Annotated in this window: 12 protein-coding genes; 11 read left to right on the forward strand and 1 reads right to left on the reverse strand. The window is 43.0% G+C overall.

Going from position 1 to position 15,789, the window contains the following annotated elements; genetic code table 11:
• The first annotated feature begins 514 nt into the window (after positions 1-514).
• The 8 genes from dnaA to HBHAL_RS00055 all read left to right on the forward strand — a co-directional run bounded on the left by dnaA (position 515) and on the right by HBHAL_RS00055 (position 10,882).
• Positions 515-1,867 (forward strand): chromosomal replication initiator protein DnaA, encoded by a 1,353-nt coding sequence (dnaA, locus tag HBHAL_RS00020; RefSeq protein ID WP_014641299.1) that lies wholly within the window; start codon positions 515-517, stop codon positions 1,865-1,867.
• A 176-nt stretch (positions 1,868-2,043) separates the two neighbouring features.
• Complete coding sequence (gene dnaN / locus HBHAL_RS00025; protein ID WP_014641300.1) at positions 2,044-3,183, forward strand: DNA polymerase III subunit beta; 1,140 nt, start codon at positions 2,044-2,046, stop codon at positions 3,181-3,183.
• 202 nt (positions 3,184-3,385) lie between these two features.
• Complete coding sequence (gene yaaA / locus HBHAL_RS00030) at positions 3,386-3,607, forward strand: S4 domain-containing protein YaaA (RefSeq protein WP_014641301.1); 222 nt, start codon at positions 3,386-3,388, stop codon at positions 3,605-3,607.
• 19 nt (positions 3,608-3,626) lie between these two features.
• Positions 3,627-4,745: a DNA replication/repair protein RecF gene (recF, locus tag HBHAL_RS00035; RefSeq protein ID WP_014641302.1), complete on the forward strand. Its 1,119-nt coding sequence runs from the start codon at positions 3,627-3,629 to the stop codon at positions 4,743-4,745.
• A 9-nt stretch (positions 4,746-4,754) separates the two neighbouring features.
• Positions 4,755-5,039, forward strand: coding sequence for an extracellular matrix regulator RemB (remB, locus tag HBHAL_RS00040; RefSeq protein ID WP_014641303.1), 285 nt, complete (start codon positions 4,755-4,757; stop codon positions 5,037-5,039).
• A 61-nt stretch (positions 5,040-5,100) separates the two neighbouring features.
• Positions 5,101-7,020, forward strand: a complete 1,920-nt coding sequence (gene gyrB / locus HBHAL_RS00045; RefSeq protein WP_014641304.1) for a DNA topoisomerase (ATP-hydrolyzing) subunit B — start codon at positions 5,101-5,103, stop codon at positions 7,018-7,020.
• A 106-nt stretch (positions 7,021-7,126) separates the two neighbouring features.
• Positions 7,127-9,661, forward strand: coding sequence for a DNA gyrase subunit A (gyrA, locus tag HBHAL_RS00050; protein WP_014641305.1), 2,535 nt, complete (start codon positions 7,127-7,129; stop codon positions 9,659-9,661).
• Between the two features lie 120 nt (positions 9,662-9,781).
• Positions 9,782-10,882 carry an HD-GYP domain-containing protein gene (locus HBHAL_RS00055; protein WP_014641306.1) on the forward strand — a complete coding sequence of 367 codons (1,101 nt, stop codon included), beginning with the start codon at positions 9,782-9,784 and terminating at the stop codon, positions 10,880-10,882.
• A gap of 17 nt (positions 10,883-10,899) precedes the next feature.
• Here HBHAL_RS00055 and HBHAL_RS00060 read toward each other — a convergent pair whose 3' ends face one another.
• On the reverse strand, positions 10,900-11,616 hold the full coding sequence (locus HBHAL_RS00060; RefSeq protein ID WP_014641307.1) for a YaaC family protein: 717 nt from the start codon (positions 11,614-11,616) through the stop codon (positions 10,900-10,902).
• 247 nt (positions 11,617-11,863) lie between these two features.
• Here HBHAL_RS00060 and guaB point away from each other — a divergent pair, with 247 nt between their 5' ends.
• The 3 genes from guaB (at position 11,864) to pdxS (ending at position 15,785) form a co-directional block, all read left to right on the forward strand.
• Complete coding sequence (guaB, locus tag HBHAL_RS00065; protein WP_014641308.1) at positions 11,864-13,333, forward strand: IMP dehydrogenase; 1,470 nt, start codon at positions 11,864-11,866, stop codon at positions 13,331-13,333.
• Positions 13,334-13,443: 110 nt separating this feature from the next.
• Positions 13,444-14,775, forward strand: coding sequence for a serine hydrolase (locus HBHAL_RS00070; RefSeq protein WP_014641309.1), 1,332 nt, complete (start codon positions 13,444-13,446; stop codon positions 14,773-14,775).
• Positions 14,776-14,900: 125 nt separating this feature from the next.
• Positions 14,901-15,785: a pyridoxal 5'-phosphate synthase lyase subunit PdxS gene (gene pdxS / locus HBHAL_RS00075; protein WP_014641310.1), complete on the forward strand. Its 885-nt coding sequence runs from the start codon at positions 14,901-14,903 to the stop codon at positions 15,783-15,785.
• Positions 15,786-15,789 lie beyond the last annotated feature (4 nt).

Genomic DNA, 15,789 nt, shown 5'->3' on the forward strand with positions numbered 1-15,789 from the left:
TTTTTTTAGTGAAATAAGCGAAAATAAAATACATTCAGCGAACATCCACAGGCTGTGTGTATATTTTTTTCGACTCCAGCTGACTGTCCACACCAAATATCGACAAGGTATTCACAAAATATAGTGTTGTGGATAGCTGTTGTCTACAAGGTGTGGTAATTGTGGATAAGTTCCCCTAAATCATTGCAACTCCAGTTTTTATTTGGTATTATATTTGTGTTTAAGCGTGAATGACTTCTGAGTGCTTAAAATCTTATACACAGATTGTGGATAACGTGTGGACATTTATTAACACGCCTGTATATGCTTTTATGCACAGGGATGTGGATAGTGAAAATAACTTTCTATAAGTCTTGTATGTCGCGAATCTCACATCCACATTGAAATTAGAAGTTTTCTAACGATAAAGAGTATACAAAACTTATACAACAACCTTTCGATCCTTTTGCTACGTTCGAAAAAGAGAACGAAAGGTTTTTTTGTTTTCCATTTATAGAGAAAGGGGTGAAACAATTTGGAGAACATACACGAACTTTGGAATAACACCTTGGAGCATATTAAAGAAAAAATCAGTAAGCCAAGCTTTGAAACATGGCTGAAGGCTACCAAAGCTGATTCTCTTAGCGAAAATACCCTGACCATTGTAGCTCCGAATGAATTTGCCAGAGACTGGCTTGAGAATCAATATGAGGGATTGATTACGGAAACGCTCTATGAAGTGACAGGAGCGGAGTTAGATACAAAATTTATTATTCCGGAAACGAAAGAAGAATCGATGGATGATGTGAAGCTGTCATCCAAGAAGGTTCCTGATGTGAAGAATAATGGGAATGAAGAAACACCGCAAAGTATGCTCAACTCTAAATATACGTTTGATACGTTTGTGATCGGTTCAGGAAACCGCTTCGCCCACGCAGCATCTCTGGCGGTGGCAGAAGCACCGGCAAAAGCTTACAATCCGCTGTTTATCTATGGTGGGGTCGGACTGGGAAAAACACACCTGATGCATGCGATTGGCCATTATGTCCTGGATCATAATCCAAATGCGAAAGTCGTTTATTTATCATCTGAAAAGTTTACCAATGAATTTATTAATTCAATTCGAGACAATAAAGCCGTCAACTTCCGTAATAAATACCGCAGTGTAGATGTGCTTTTAATTGATGACATTCAGTTTCTTGCAGGTAAAGAACAGACCCAGGAAGAGTTCTTCCATACGTTTAATACTCTTCATGAGGAAAGCAAACAGATCGTGATCTCCAGTGATCGGCCGCCTAAAGAAATACCGACTCTTGAGGATCGATTGCGCTCCCGCTTTGAATGGGGATTGATTACGGACATTACGCCGCCGGATTTAGAGACGCGGATTGCCATTCTGCGTAAGAAAGCCAATGCAGAAGGGCTGGATATTCCAAACGAAGTGATGCTTTACATCGCGAATCAAATCGATACAAACATTCGTGAGCTGGAGGGAGCTCTTATTCGAGTGGTCGCTTATTCGTCTTTGATTAATCGTGATATTAATGCTTCTCTGGCAGCTGAAGCGTTAAAAGATATCATTCCAAGCTCTAAGCCTAAAGTCATTACAATTCAAGCCATTCAGGAAATGGTTGGAGAGAAATATAATGTTAGATTAGAAGATTTTCCAGCGAAGAAGCGCACTAAAACCATTGCTTTTCCACGGCAAATCGCTATGTATCTATCAAGAGAGTTAACCGATTTTTCTTTACCGAAGATTGGTGAAGAATTTGGAGGACGTGATCATACGACAGTCATCCATGCTCATGAGAAGATTTCTAAAATGGTCGCAGCCGATCAGCAGCTTCAAAAAGAACTGGATGAAATTAAAGAGCAGCTGAAAACGTAACGTGGATAATGTGAATAACCGTACCACATCCATCAACAACTTATACACATGTGGATAACCTTAGTTTGTTTGGTCTGAATCGTGTTATCCACAAATCCACAGCGCATACTATTACTATTACGGTTTATTAATAAAAAATAAATATATAATATAGGTTCACTAGGAGGAAGGTATTCATGAAATTTATAATTCAGCGGGAGCAGTTGATGCAAAGCGTTCAGGATGTCATGAAAGCTATTTCATCAAGAACGACCATCCCTATTTTGACTGGAATGAAATTAGAAGTTAGTGAAGAGGGTGTAAAACTGACCGGAAGTGATTCAGATATCTCGATTGAATCTTTTATTCCACAAGAAGAAGATGGAATCGTTTATGTTGAAAACATTGAACCAGGGAGTCTAGTACTGCAGGCTAAGTATTTCCCTGATATCGTTCGTAAACTTCCACAAAACACCGTTGAAATTGAAAGTGATAATTACAGAAATGTTACTATTCGCTCAGGTAATGCTGAATTCCATTTGAATGGACAGGATCCTGAAGAATATCCCCAGCTTCCTCAGTTACATACCGAGGATAGCTTTGAGCTGCCTATTGATTTATTAAAGAATTTAATTCGTCAAACTGTATTTGCGGTATCGACTTCTGAAACAAGACCTATTTTGACAGGCGTTCACGTGCGTATCGCAAATGGAGAACTCGAATTTATTGCAACGGACAGCCATCGTCTGGCATCCAGGAAGATTCCATTGGAGCATCCAGAAGGCAAGAATCTGCCCCCAGTCGTCATTCCAGGTAAAAGCTTAACTGAACTGAATAAAATTCTTGATGATTCAGAAGATACGATCGAAGTAAGTGTCACGGAGAACCAGGTATTGTTCCGTACGAAGCACCTTTACTTCTTATCCAGACTTTTGGAAGGGAATTATCCAGAGACCTCGCGTTTAATTCCTGAACAGAGCAAAACAATTGTGAAAATCGACACGAAAGAATTGCTTCAATCTGTCGACAGGGCCTCTCTATTAGCAAAAGAAAATCGTAATAACGTCGTTCGTTTAGTTACGAAAGAAAACAACCACCTTGAAATCACAGGTAACTCACCTGAAGTAGGAAATGTGGTTGAAGAAGTAACAGCAGATGAAGTAAACGGCGAAGATCTAAAGATTTCTTTTAGTGCTAAATATATGATGGATGCTTTAAAAGCTGTGGATTATGATCAAGTAAAAGTAGAATTCACTGGAGCGATGCGTCCTTTCTTAATTCGTCCAGTAGATGACGAACAAATTCTCCAGCTGATCCTGCCTGTCCGCACCTACTGATTTATAAAAAACGTGTTAGTATAAAAGGTATGTCAGTCATTCGAATATAGTACTAGTTTAAAAGAGGCGCTGTTATGAAATCATAGCGGTGCCTTTTCTTATGGTGAGCCGCTGAAACAGAATAAATCTCTTGGACTTTTCTTACACCTTCATCTTTAGTAAAATAAAAAGAAGGTGAATTCATGGAATAGGGTGAATGAAAATGAGCGAACGTATTGAAATATCAACGGAATATATCCCGCTTGGTCAGTTTCTAAAATTATCCAACGTTGTGGAATCTGGTGGAATGGTTAAATTATTCCTTAGTGAATTTGAAGTTTTTGTAAATGGAGAGTTGGAAAACCGTCGTGGGCGTAAGCTTTACCTGGGAGATACAGTCGAAATAGAAGAGTTTGGCAGCTTCACGGTTGTACGTGAAGAATAAGGTGAAATGAACCTGACTTATGTACATTCATGAGCTGTCGCTTCGGTCGTTTCGAAATTATGATCAATTGTCCCTGACATTCGATCATAAGATAAATGTCATTATTGGTGAAAACGCCCAGGGAAAGACCAATTTGATGGAAGCGATCTATGCTTTAGCCTTTACAAAATCACACCGGACCCCGAGGGATAAAGAATTAATACAATGGGACGCCGAGTATGGTAAAATAAAAGGGAGTATATTTAAACGGAATCGCCGTTTTCCTCTCGAGATTGTCATTTCGACCAAAGGGAAAAAAGCGAAATTAAATCATATTGAACAAAAGCGCCTTAGTGACTACATAGGTGCTTTGAATGTCGTTATGTTTGCACCTGAGGATCTTAACCTGGTCAAGGGAAGCCCTCAGGTGCGTCGTCGGTTTATCGACATGGAAATCGGACAGATTCAACCGACGTATATCTATCATTTAGGACAATATCAAAAGATCCTCCGTCAGCGTAATCACCTGCTGAAAGATTTGCAGCGTAAGCCTCACGCTGACCGGACGATGCTTGGCGTATTGACGGATCAGTTGATGGAGCATGCAGCGACGATTGTGGATCGAAGGTTTAAGTTTATGCAGCTGCTCCGTTCATGGGCTACTCCCATTCATGAAGGAATAAGCCGGAAACTAGAAAAACTTGATATTTCTTATAATGCAAGTGTCAAAGTATCAGAGGATATGAATTTGGACACAATAAAGAAAATATACATGGAAAAATTTTCAGAAATTGAAACAAAGGAAATTGAAAGGGGGACTACGCTTGCGGGTCCCCACCGGGATGATCTTATATTTTATGTGAATGGAAAAGATGTTCAGACCTATGGTTCCCAGGGACAGCAGAGAACAACTGCCCTCTCACTGAAGCTTGCGGAAATTGAACTCATTCATAGTGAAGTCGGCGAGTACCCCATCCTTCTTCTCGATGATGTGCTCAGCGAACTGGACGATTACCGGCAGTCCCATCTGCTTCATACCATTCAGGGGAAAGTTCAAACCTTTGTTTCAACGACTAGTATAGATGGAATTGAACATGAAGCTTTGGAGCATGCAGAGATCTTTCATGTTAGAGAAGGAACGATCGAAGTAGAGAAATGAGGTGGCAAATTGTTCATTCATATCGGTGACGATCATGTCATCCAATCAAAAGATGTGGTAGCGATTATCGATCACAGTTTGATGACATCGTCCTCTATTATCGAGGAAATGATTTTTAATCAGCGGAAAAACAGACGCGTGGTGGAAACAGAAGAAGATCATGTGAAAGCCATCGTCATTACAAATGATTATATATATTTCAGCCCGCTTTCCGTATTCACTTTAAAGAAGAGGGCCAATATGAAGACCACGTTAAATAAACTGGAAGACTTCTCAGAAGAGTCAGGTGGGTAAGAGGAGATCGTCCGTAATAGAGTTCATAAGTAAAACCACTTGAGAAATGTAGGTGAGTACCATGAAGGAAGACATAATTGAAAAAGAATCCTATGATGAGAGCCAGATACAGGTACTGGAAGGGCTGGAAGCGGTTCGTAAACGCCCGGGAATGTATATTGGTTCGACGAACGAAAAAGGACTGCACCACCTTGTATGGGAAATTGTAGATAACAGTATTGACGAAGCGATGGCTGGTCACTGTGACCAGATCCAAGTGATGATTGAGAAAGATAACAGCATCTCCGTGACAGATAACGGCCGTGGAATTCCTGTAGGGATTCAGGAAAAGACAGGACGTCCTGCAGTAGAGGTCATTATGACGGTTCTTCACGCCGGAGGGAAATTTGGAGGAGGAGGTTATAAAGTCTCTGGAGGACTCCACGGTGTAGGGGCATCCGTTGTGAATGCTTTATCATCAAAACTTGAAGTATTCGTCCACCGTGATGGTAAGATTCACTACCAGGCTTTCCACCGCGGGGTGCCGGAAGAAGATTTGAAAGTCATCGGAGATACAGAAATTACTGGAACACGCATTCAGTTTAAACCGGATGAACAAATCTTTACCGAAACCGTTGAATATAACTTTGAAACACTGGCTACTCGTACACGAGAGCTTGCTTTTCTGAATCGCGGCTTAACGATTTCGATTGAAGATAAGCGTACAGATGAAGAGCCGGTAAGCTATTATTATGAGGGCGGTATTCGCTCTTATGTCGAGCATTTGAACCGTACGAGAGAAGTGCTCCACGAACCATTTTTCATAGAAAGTGAACAGGATGACATTTCTATTGAAATCGCCCTTCAGTATAATGATGGCTTTGCCAGCAATCTTTATTCGTATGCGAATAATATTCATACGTACGAGGGCGGAACACACGAATCCGGCTTTAAAACCGGACTCACTCGTGTGATTAACGATTACGCCCGTAAAAATAATATGTTCAAAGATATGGATCCGAACTTAACCGGAGATGATGTCCGTGAAGGATTGACCGCTATTATTTCGATTAAGCACCCTGATCCTCAATTTGAAGGACAGACAAAGACGAAGCTTGGAAACAGTGAAGCGCGTACGGTCACCGATGCGTTATTCTCAGAAGGCTTCTCCAAATTCCTGTTTGAAAATCCAAACATGGCAAGAATTGTAGTGGAAAAAGGTCTAATGGCTTCGAGAGCCCGTATGGCTGCAAAGAAAGCACGTGAGCTTACTCGCCGTAAAAATGCGCTTGAAGTTTCCAACCTTCCTGGTAAATTAGCGGACTGTTCGTCTAAAGATCCCAGTATTTCAGAGATCTACGTGGTTGAGGGTGACTCAGCCGGAGGATCTGCGAAACAGGGCCGGGACCGGCATTTCCAGGCAATTCTTCCTCTGCGCGGAAAAATTATTAACGTAGAGAAAGCTCGCTTAGATAAAATCCTTTCAAATAATGAAGTTCGTGCGATTATTACAGCGCTCGGTACAGGAATCGGAGAGGATTTCGATATTTCTAAAGCCCGCTACCATAAAATCGTCATTATGACGGATGCTGATGTGGACGGAGCTCATATTCGAACGCTTCTTCTAACCTTCTTTTACCGTTATATGCGTCCTTTGATTGAACATGGCTATATTTATATCGCCCAGCCGCCTCTTTATAAAATTCAGCAAGGGAAAGCCGTTTATTATACGTATAGTGATAAGCAGCTTGATACCATGCTTGCAGAGCTGCCAAACTCTCCAAAACCAGGCGTCCAGCGTTACAAAGGTTTAGGAGAGATGAACCCGGAACAACTTTGGGAGACCACAATGGATCCCGAGACAAGGACGCTGCTACAAGTGAGTCTGGAAGACGCGATTGGAGCAGACGAAACCTTTGATATTCTGATGGGGGACAAGGTAGAACCACGCCGTAACTTCATTGAGGAAAATGCTCAATATGTCCAGAACCTGGATGTATAAGAAATAAACAAATGGTAGTCACGATAAAAATAGAAACAGTGTAAATGGATGGGGAAAGGCTCTGTTGAGCTTTTCTCCCCTTATAGGTTATTAGGAGGTAAATAGAATGGTGGATCAACCCGAACGCCCACGCGTGCAGGAAATTAATATAAGCCAGGAAATGCGTACATCCTTCCTGGATTATGCCATGAGTGTTATTGTGGCACGTGCCTTGCCTGACGTCCGTGATGGTTTGAAACCTGTACACCGCCGGATTTTGTATGCAATGCATGATTTAGGCATGCATTCCGATAAAGCTCACAAAAAATCTGCCCGTATTGTAGGGGAGGTTATCGGTAAATATCACCCGCACGGTGATTCGGCTGTGTACGATACGATGGTGCGTATGGCTCAGGACTTCAACTACCGTTATATGCTCGTGGACGGACACGGAAACTTCGGTTCTGTAGACGGCGACGCCGCTGCCGCTATGCGTTATACGGAAGCAAGAATGTCCAAAATTTCTATGGAGATTTTGCGAGACATCAATAAAGATACAATTGACTATGATGACAACTATGACGGTACGGAAAAGGAACCTCTTGTCTTACCTGCCAAATTCCCGAACTTACTGGTAAACGGTGGTTCAGGTATCGCGGTAGGGATGGCTACGAATATTCCTCCTCATCAGCTGGGTGAAGTGATCGATGCTGTACTTGCCGTCAGTAAAGATCCGGATATTACCATTCAGGATTTGATGGAAAACCACATCTATGGTCCAGACTTTCCAACCTCTGGGAAAATCCTTGGACTAAGCGGTATTCGAAAAGCTTATGAAACTGGAAAAGGATCCATTACCGTCCGGGCAAATGTAGAAATCGAAGAACAGGCGAATGGGAAAGCACGCTTAATTGTTACGGAGCTTCCGTATCAGGTGAACAAAGCTCGTCTTGTCGAGAAAATAGCAGATCTTGCCCGCGACAAAAAAATTGACGGCATTACGGACCTTCGGGACGAGTCCGACCGTAATGGTCTGCGCGTCGTGATCGAATTACGACGGGATGCTAATCCAAATGTGCTGTTGAACAACCTCTACAAGATGACGGCTCTTCAATCCACATTTGGTATTAATATGCTGGCTCTGGTTAAAGGTCATCCAAAAGTATTGAACTTGAAACAGTGCCTGGAATACTATTTGGAGCACCAGAAAGAAGTCATCAAGCGTCGAACTGCTTATGAACTTCGTAAAGCGGAAGCGAGAGCTCATATCCTGGAAGGGCTTCGAGTAGCTCTGGATCATTTAGACGAAGTGATTACGCTCATTCGTGAGTCACAAACGACTGAGATTGCCAAAAGTGGTTTAATGGAGCGTTATGAGCTGTCCGATCGCCAGGCTCAAGCTATTCTGGATATGCGTCTTCAACGTCTGACTGGTTTAGAACGTGAAAAGATTGAAAACGAATACCAGGATCTTATGAAGCTTATTGCTGAATTGAAAGCAATCCTTGCTGATGAAGAGAAAGTTCTGGAAATTATCCGGGAAGAACTAGAAGACGTAAAAGAACGCTTTAACGATGAACGTCGTACTGAAATTTTGCTGGGCGGCAGTGACTTTATTGAAGACGAAGACTTAATACCGGAGGAAACGGTTATTGTAACCTTGACGCATCAAGGTTATGTCAAACGTCTCCCTGCTAACACGTACCGTTCACAGCGCAGAGGCGGACGTGGTGTACAAGGAATGGGCACACACGAAGAGGACTTTGTGGAACATCTACTGTCCACTTCCACCCACAATACGCTGCTGTTCTTCTCCAATAAAGGAAAAGTATATAAGGCTAAAGGCTATGAAGTTCCTGAATTCAGCCGAACAGCTAAAGGGATTCCAATTATCAATATGCTGAATATTGAGCGGGATGAGTGGATTAATGCCGTCATTACCGTAGAAGACTTCGTCGATGATTGGTACCTTCTGTTTACAACAAGGAACGGAATCACCAAACGGACGACCCTTTCTCAATTTGCGAACATCCGCCGCGGCGGTCTGATTGCACTCGGACTGAGGGAAGACGACGAATTGATCTCCGTGAAACTGACAGATGGCCAAAAGGATATTATGATTGGTACCAAAAATGGTTATCTCATCCGGTTTAACGAAGATCAAATCCGTGCAATGGGCCGTACAGCTGCAGGTGTGAAGGGAATCTCGCTTAGAGACGACGACCGCGTTGTATCCATGGAAATCCTGGAGGACGACCTGCAGGTTCTTACCGTCACAAGTAAAGGGTATGGGAAGCGGACACCGGCAACGGATTACCGCATTACCAATCGGGGCGGTAAAGGAATTATTACGTGTAACCTTACCGAGAAAAATGGTTATGTCGTTGCTACCCAGGCCGTGAATGGTGAAGAAGATATCATGATTATCACGGAAAGTGGCGTGCTGATCAGGATGCCGCTTGAAAGCATTTCTGAAACTGGACGGAACACTCAGGGTGTCCGCTTGATCCGTCTTGGAGACGGGGAAGAAGTAGCCACGGTAGCTCGTGTGGAATCAGAAAAAGAAGAAGAAGAAATCATTGAAGAAGCAATTGAAAAGAACGAAGATAAAGAAACATCATCAGAGGAATCGAAAGAAGTGGAAGACACTCCTGAAGAATAACCTCCCCCGTTTGCTGGGAAATGCCAAGCCGCCTGTCGAATTTTACGGCAGGCGGCTTTTTGTAAGATATTTTAGTGGATCACAATGGTTATACTCCTTTTAAGAGAGGTGGAAAATGATATGCGGCTGCACCCTTCCCAATTGGTTACGGGCTGTTTAATAACAAAAGATGTAATGGGACGTACTAAAAATCCAATTATCCCTAAAAACACGTTGGTTCATCCTATACATATTCAAGTGTTAAAGAAGTTTCTAATTGAATCCGTAGAAGTTGCGAATAAACTTTCAGACGGTTCTCCTTTTGTTCCGGAACAACCAGTAGATGATGAACCGATCGAAACACAGCCTTCAGGGTGTAATGAGTCAAGTGAGAACGTTACCTTTCACGACCAGTACGTACATGCCGTTGAATCCTATAAGAAATGGTTTTCGGAGTGGCGGGCAGGAGGGTCCCTCAATATTAAAGCGATCCGTGAAGAAATGGTGCCTTTATTAGAAAGTGCTGTTCAGGAGAAGCGTGTGATTTTCAGACTTCATCATTATTCCTCAAGCTGGGATTACCTATATCACCATAGTGTAGCGATGAGTGTGCTGGCCTCTTATTTAGCTTATAAAATGGACTATGAGTACGGGGAGTGGAGTCAAATAGGACTTGCAGGGTTACTCAGTGATGCTGGAATGGCGAAGGTCGATCAACGTGTCATCGATAAAGAGGCTCCGCTCACAGAACGCGAATTTGAACAAATTAAACACCACCCTGCACACTCTTACCGTCTGGTGGAAAACATTCAGGAGTTGAGCCGCCCCGCCAAGCTTGCTATTTTACAGCATCACGAGCGATTGGACGGAACCGGTTATCCTCTTGGACTGAACCATACCAAACTTCATCCCTATAGTCAGCTCGTTGCGGTTAGTGATATGTACCATGCCATGACTTCAGAACGTGTGTATCGCCAAAAGCATTCTCCGTTTAAAGTCCTTGAGAATGTTCTTAAGGAACAGTTTGGACGCTATGATCACACCATTATTCAAGTGTTAGTCAAAGAAATGACCAATTATTCAACCGGCACGAATATAAGACTTTCCAATAATCGACGGGCGGAAATTGTCTTTGTAGATCAAACTCATCCCACAAGGCCGATGATTCGTTTAGAAGACGATGGAGAAATTTATCATTTAAAAGAACATATGCATCTACATATAGAAGAAATTCTGGGGTAACGAAAGACCAGCTGATATCAAAAAACAGATGTCAGCTGGTCTTTTAACCATGCAGAGATTAACACAGGAATCTGTTCGCTGGCACTCTTTAAAAATTCGATGATAAATACATAGTCTTCCCGGTCCCTCATTTGCTGCATTTCTCCCCACCATTCACCCTCGTAGCGAACTAGCATACTTAAGTTATACAGAACGGCAAAATAAGCGAGTAGCGGAGGCCAGGGTTCATCTGCGGGCGGATGATCTACGTTTTTAAAGGCATAGATGGGAGCCATAGCTTCTAAGGGACGCAGCAATTCATCCATCGAGATTTTTTCTTTTGACGATGAGAATTGGAACAAATGATCTGCTGCATGAGGGAATAATCCATGGGGCTGAACTCGAATATCATCCTCTAAAAAGCGGTAATGCTGTTTCTTTCTTTTTCTGGTCGACAAACCGTGAGCTAAAACCTTCGCCGTAGCAGGGTAACCTGGATCTACCGTTAGAAGGCAGCTTTTTAAGTAGTGATTGAGTCCATAATATAAAAGGAGCGGCTGGACACTCAGTGGAGTCGATTTTGCAGATTCCCAGTAGTCACTTCCCAGATTTAAACCATATATAAATCGTTCCGCGTTCTGATAAGCATGGTGAGAAGCTTTCGGGTTGTTTGTTTTTTCGTAACAGGCCAGTAAAAATGGTCTGGTGTGAGCGGTAACTTGTAAATAATTTAGAATGGTTTCTTCCTTAAGCATGGGAGCGCATCTCCTTTCATCAAGTTTATCCTCATTTTTGCAAGCAAAGCAGAAAGCGCTTTAACTACATCGTGCTCCGTGAAAGCGTCTGGAAAGCAGTCCAGACAGGGGATTTATGGGATTTTTTTATGGTTGAAAAACAACAGTCATTGTCGTATTGTAAATAACAATAAGAAAGTAATTTACGTAGTTATCGGTTATTATTCCCCACCTTTACCCAAACTATTTGAAAAAGGAGAGATCAAGCATGCGTGCAGATAAATTTGAGAAAGAAAGCTTAACGTTCGATGATGTCCTTCTACTGCCTGCCAAATCAGATGTATTACCTCGTGACGTTTCATTAGCTACAGAGCTTTCGCCTACCTTGAAACTGAATATGCCCGTTCTCAGTGCTGGAATGGACACAGTCACAGAAGCAGGTCTAGCAATTGGAATGGCGAGACAGGGCGGTCTCGGTGTCATTCACAAAAATATGTCGATCGAAGAACAGGCTGAGCAGGTGGATCGTGTAAAACGTTCGGAAAGCGGAGTGATCACGAATCCTTTCTTTTTGACTCCTGAACATCAGGTTTTTGATGCGGAGCACTTGATGGGTAAATTCAGAATCTCAGGTGTGCCGATTGTGAATAATCAAGAAGAACAGAAGCTGGTGGGGATCCTTACCAACCGCGATCTGCGTTTCATCGATAACTATTCCATGGCCATCAGTGAAGTGATGACAAGCGAAAATCTGGTAACGGCACCTGTGGGAACTACGTTAGAGGAAGCTGGGAAGATTCTTCAGGAATACAAAATTGAAAAACTTCCATTAGTGGACAACGAAGGCATCCTAAAAGGTCTAATCACTATTAAAGATATTGAAAAAGTTATCGAATTTCCGCTTTCGGCGAAGGATGAACATGGCCGTCTTCTCTGCGCTGCTGCCGTCGGGGTAACAGCAGATGCTATGACAAGGGTTGATAAGCTTGTTTCTGCGGGAGTGGATGCTTTAGTTATCGATACGGCCCACGGACATTCCCAGGGCGTAATCGATCAAGTGAAGCGTATTCGAAGCAAGTATCCTTCTATGAATATTATCGCCGGCAACGTAGGAACCCCAGAAGCAACACGCGAACTAATTGAAGCAGGTGCCGATGTGATTAAAGTAGGCATAGGTCCTGGGTCCATTTGTACAACCCGTGTCGTTTCCGGCGTAGGCATTCCACAGATTACTGCGGTTCACGACTGTGCGATGGAAGCGGAGAAATATAACAAACCTGTTATTGCCGATGGCGGAATTAAATATTCAGGTGAAATTGTAAAATCTCTTGCGGCAGGGGCCCATGCAGTAATGCTTGGAAGTCTTCTGGCGGGCGTCTCAGAAAGTCCGGGAGAAACCGAAATTTTCCAGGGGCGCCGTTTTAAAGTTTACCGTGGAATGGGATCTGTAGGGGCTATGGAATCCGGTTCTAAAGATCGTTACTTCCAAAGTGGTCAGGAATCCAAAAAACTGGTACCAGAGGGGATCGAAGGACGTATGCCGTATAAAGGACCTCTTGCAGATACCCTTCACCAGCTGATGGGCGGTTTGCGATCCGGTATGGGGTATTGCGGAACCCCAACGATCCAGGCGCTGCGTACGGATGCTAAATTCACGAGAATTACCGGAGCGGGCTTGCGCGAAAGTCACCCTCACGATGTTCAAATTACAAAAGAATCACCAAATTACTCCGTTTGAGCTGAGTAATTTTTATAGACAGGGACTATTTCCCTGTCTATTCTTTTGTTAAGCCATATGATAAAATAACGAAGGTATAATACATAATTTGTGGGTGGAGGTCGAGAAAGTTGAAACAAGTTTTTAATACATCCCTGGCCGTCATGTTGGCCTTTATTTTGAGTACGTCCGCAGTCTGGATGAATCCAGGGAATACATACGCGGCTACAGTTAATGTAGAAGCGAAATCTGCTATTCTAGTAGATGCTGATTCTGGTAAGATTTTATTTGAGAAAGAGGCAGATCTTACTCTACCTCCAGCTAGTATGACGAAAATGATGACAGAGTACCTCGTTATGGAAGCGATCCAGAAGGGCAGCATCAGCTGGGATACCACTACACAGATCAGCCAATATGCTTATGATATATCTGCAAATGCTAATTTTTCCGGCGTTGGCTTGAAAATGAATAAAGATTACACAGTAGAAGAACTTTATAAAGCGATGGCCATCAATTCGGATAATGCCACGACCATTACGCTTGCTGAATTGATTGCAGGGACAGAAGCAGAATTTGTGAAAATGATGAATGAAAAGGCTAAGGAAATGGGACTTCCGGATTATGAATTCGTTAATTCCACTGGACTGAATAATTCTCACCTGGGAGATAACTATCCTGAAGGGACAGCCCCTGATGCGACCAATATGCTCTCAGCACGATCCTCTGCACTTCTTGCCTACCACTTAATTAATGATTACCCTGAATCTTTAGATATCTCGAGTCAGCCAACAGCCGAGTTTGATGGCCAGACCATTACAAACTGGAACTGGATGATACCAGACATGCCCGGTGCCCTCTCACAGTTTGGTTACGACGGGGTTGACGGTTTAAAGACTGGTTACACAGAACTTGCAGGTAACACGTTTACAGGGACAGCTGAACAAGATGGTCAGCGCTTTATTGCAGTTGTTATGAAGACTGATTCAAGAGCTTCCCGTTTCCAGCAGACAGCGAAATTATTTGATTATGGTTTCCAGAAATTCCAGGAACAGACGCTGTATGAGGCGGGCTATCAACTGGAAGGTGAATCTGAAATCGAAGTAGCTAAAGGAAAAGAGGATCAGGTATCGGTAGAGACCAATACGGATCTTCAAACGCTGGTTAAAAATGGGGAAGATGACCAATACTCCATAGAATATAATCTTTCAGAAGACCAATTGGATGAGGATGGAAAGCTGGTGGCTCCTATTGAAAAAGGTGCCAAAGTAGGATCGGCTTCTCTTGTTTACAATGGAGAAGAATCCTATGACAATCTATTATCCGAAAACCAGAATTCCGTAGATTTGGTTACGACCGGAGCGGTTGAAAAATCCAGTTGGTTTATGCTTATGATAGGCGGAGTCGGTGAGTTCTTTAGCGATATTTTCACCGGAGCTGTCGATATGGTGAAAAGTTGGTTCTAACAGTTAATGCCAATTTATTTGGTAGGATTTTAGGCTTTTTTAAGTTACAATAGAAATTAAGGAATTTTGGATTCACATCATGCAAATGATTGATCATATACAGTCCATTCAGGGAGGAATATAGTATGTCACAAACAGGTACAGATCGCGTAAAACGCGGAATGGCAGAAATGCAAAAAGGCGGCGTCATCATGGACGTTGTAAATGCTGAACAGGCAAAAATAGCTGAAGAAGCGGGAGCGGTAGCCGTAATGGCTCTTGAACGCGTACCAGCGGATATTCGTGCAGCTGGAGGCGTAGCTCGAATGGCAGATCCAAGTATCGTGGAAGACGTTATGAATGCTGTTTCTATTCCGGTCATGGCAAAAGCTCGTATCGGCCACATTACAGAAGCACGTGTCCTAGAAGCTTTAGGTGTCGATTATATCGATGAAAGTGAAGTGCTGACGCCGGCCGATGAAGTTTATCACATCAAAAAGGACGATTATACCGTTCCATTCGTATGCGGATGCCGTAACTTAGGAGAAGCTACACGCCGTATCCGTGAAGGAGCTTCTATGCTTCGTACGAAAGGCGAACCTGGTACAGGCAACATCGTAGAAGCCGTCAGTCATATGAGACAAGTTCAATCCCAAATCCGTCATCTTCGCGGTTTATCTGAAGATGAAGTAATGGTTTATGCGAAAGACAATGGCGCTCCATTTGATCTTCTTATGGAAATCCGTGAAGCCGGACGCCTTCCTGTCGTAAACTTTGCAGCCGGTGGAATTGCTACCCCTTCTGATGCAGCATTGATGATGCAGCTTGGCGCAGACGGAGTATTCGTAGGTTCAGGTATTTTCAAATCCAATGACCCGGAACGCTTTGCTCGTGCGATTGTAGAAGCTACTACGCATTATGATGACTACAAATTGATTGGCGAACTTTCCAGAGGTTTGGGCACAGCTATGAAGGGCATGGAAATGTCTACTCTTGCTGCTGACCAGCGTATGCAGGATCGCAGTCAATAAATAG

The organism is Halobacillus halophilus DSM 2266 (genome assembly GCF_000284515.1).
Classification (GTDB): Bacteria; Bacillota; Bacilli; order Bacillales; family Halobacillaceae; genus Halobacillus; species Halobacillus halophilus.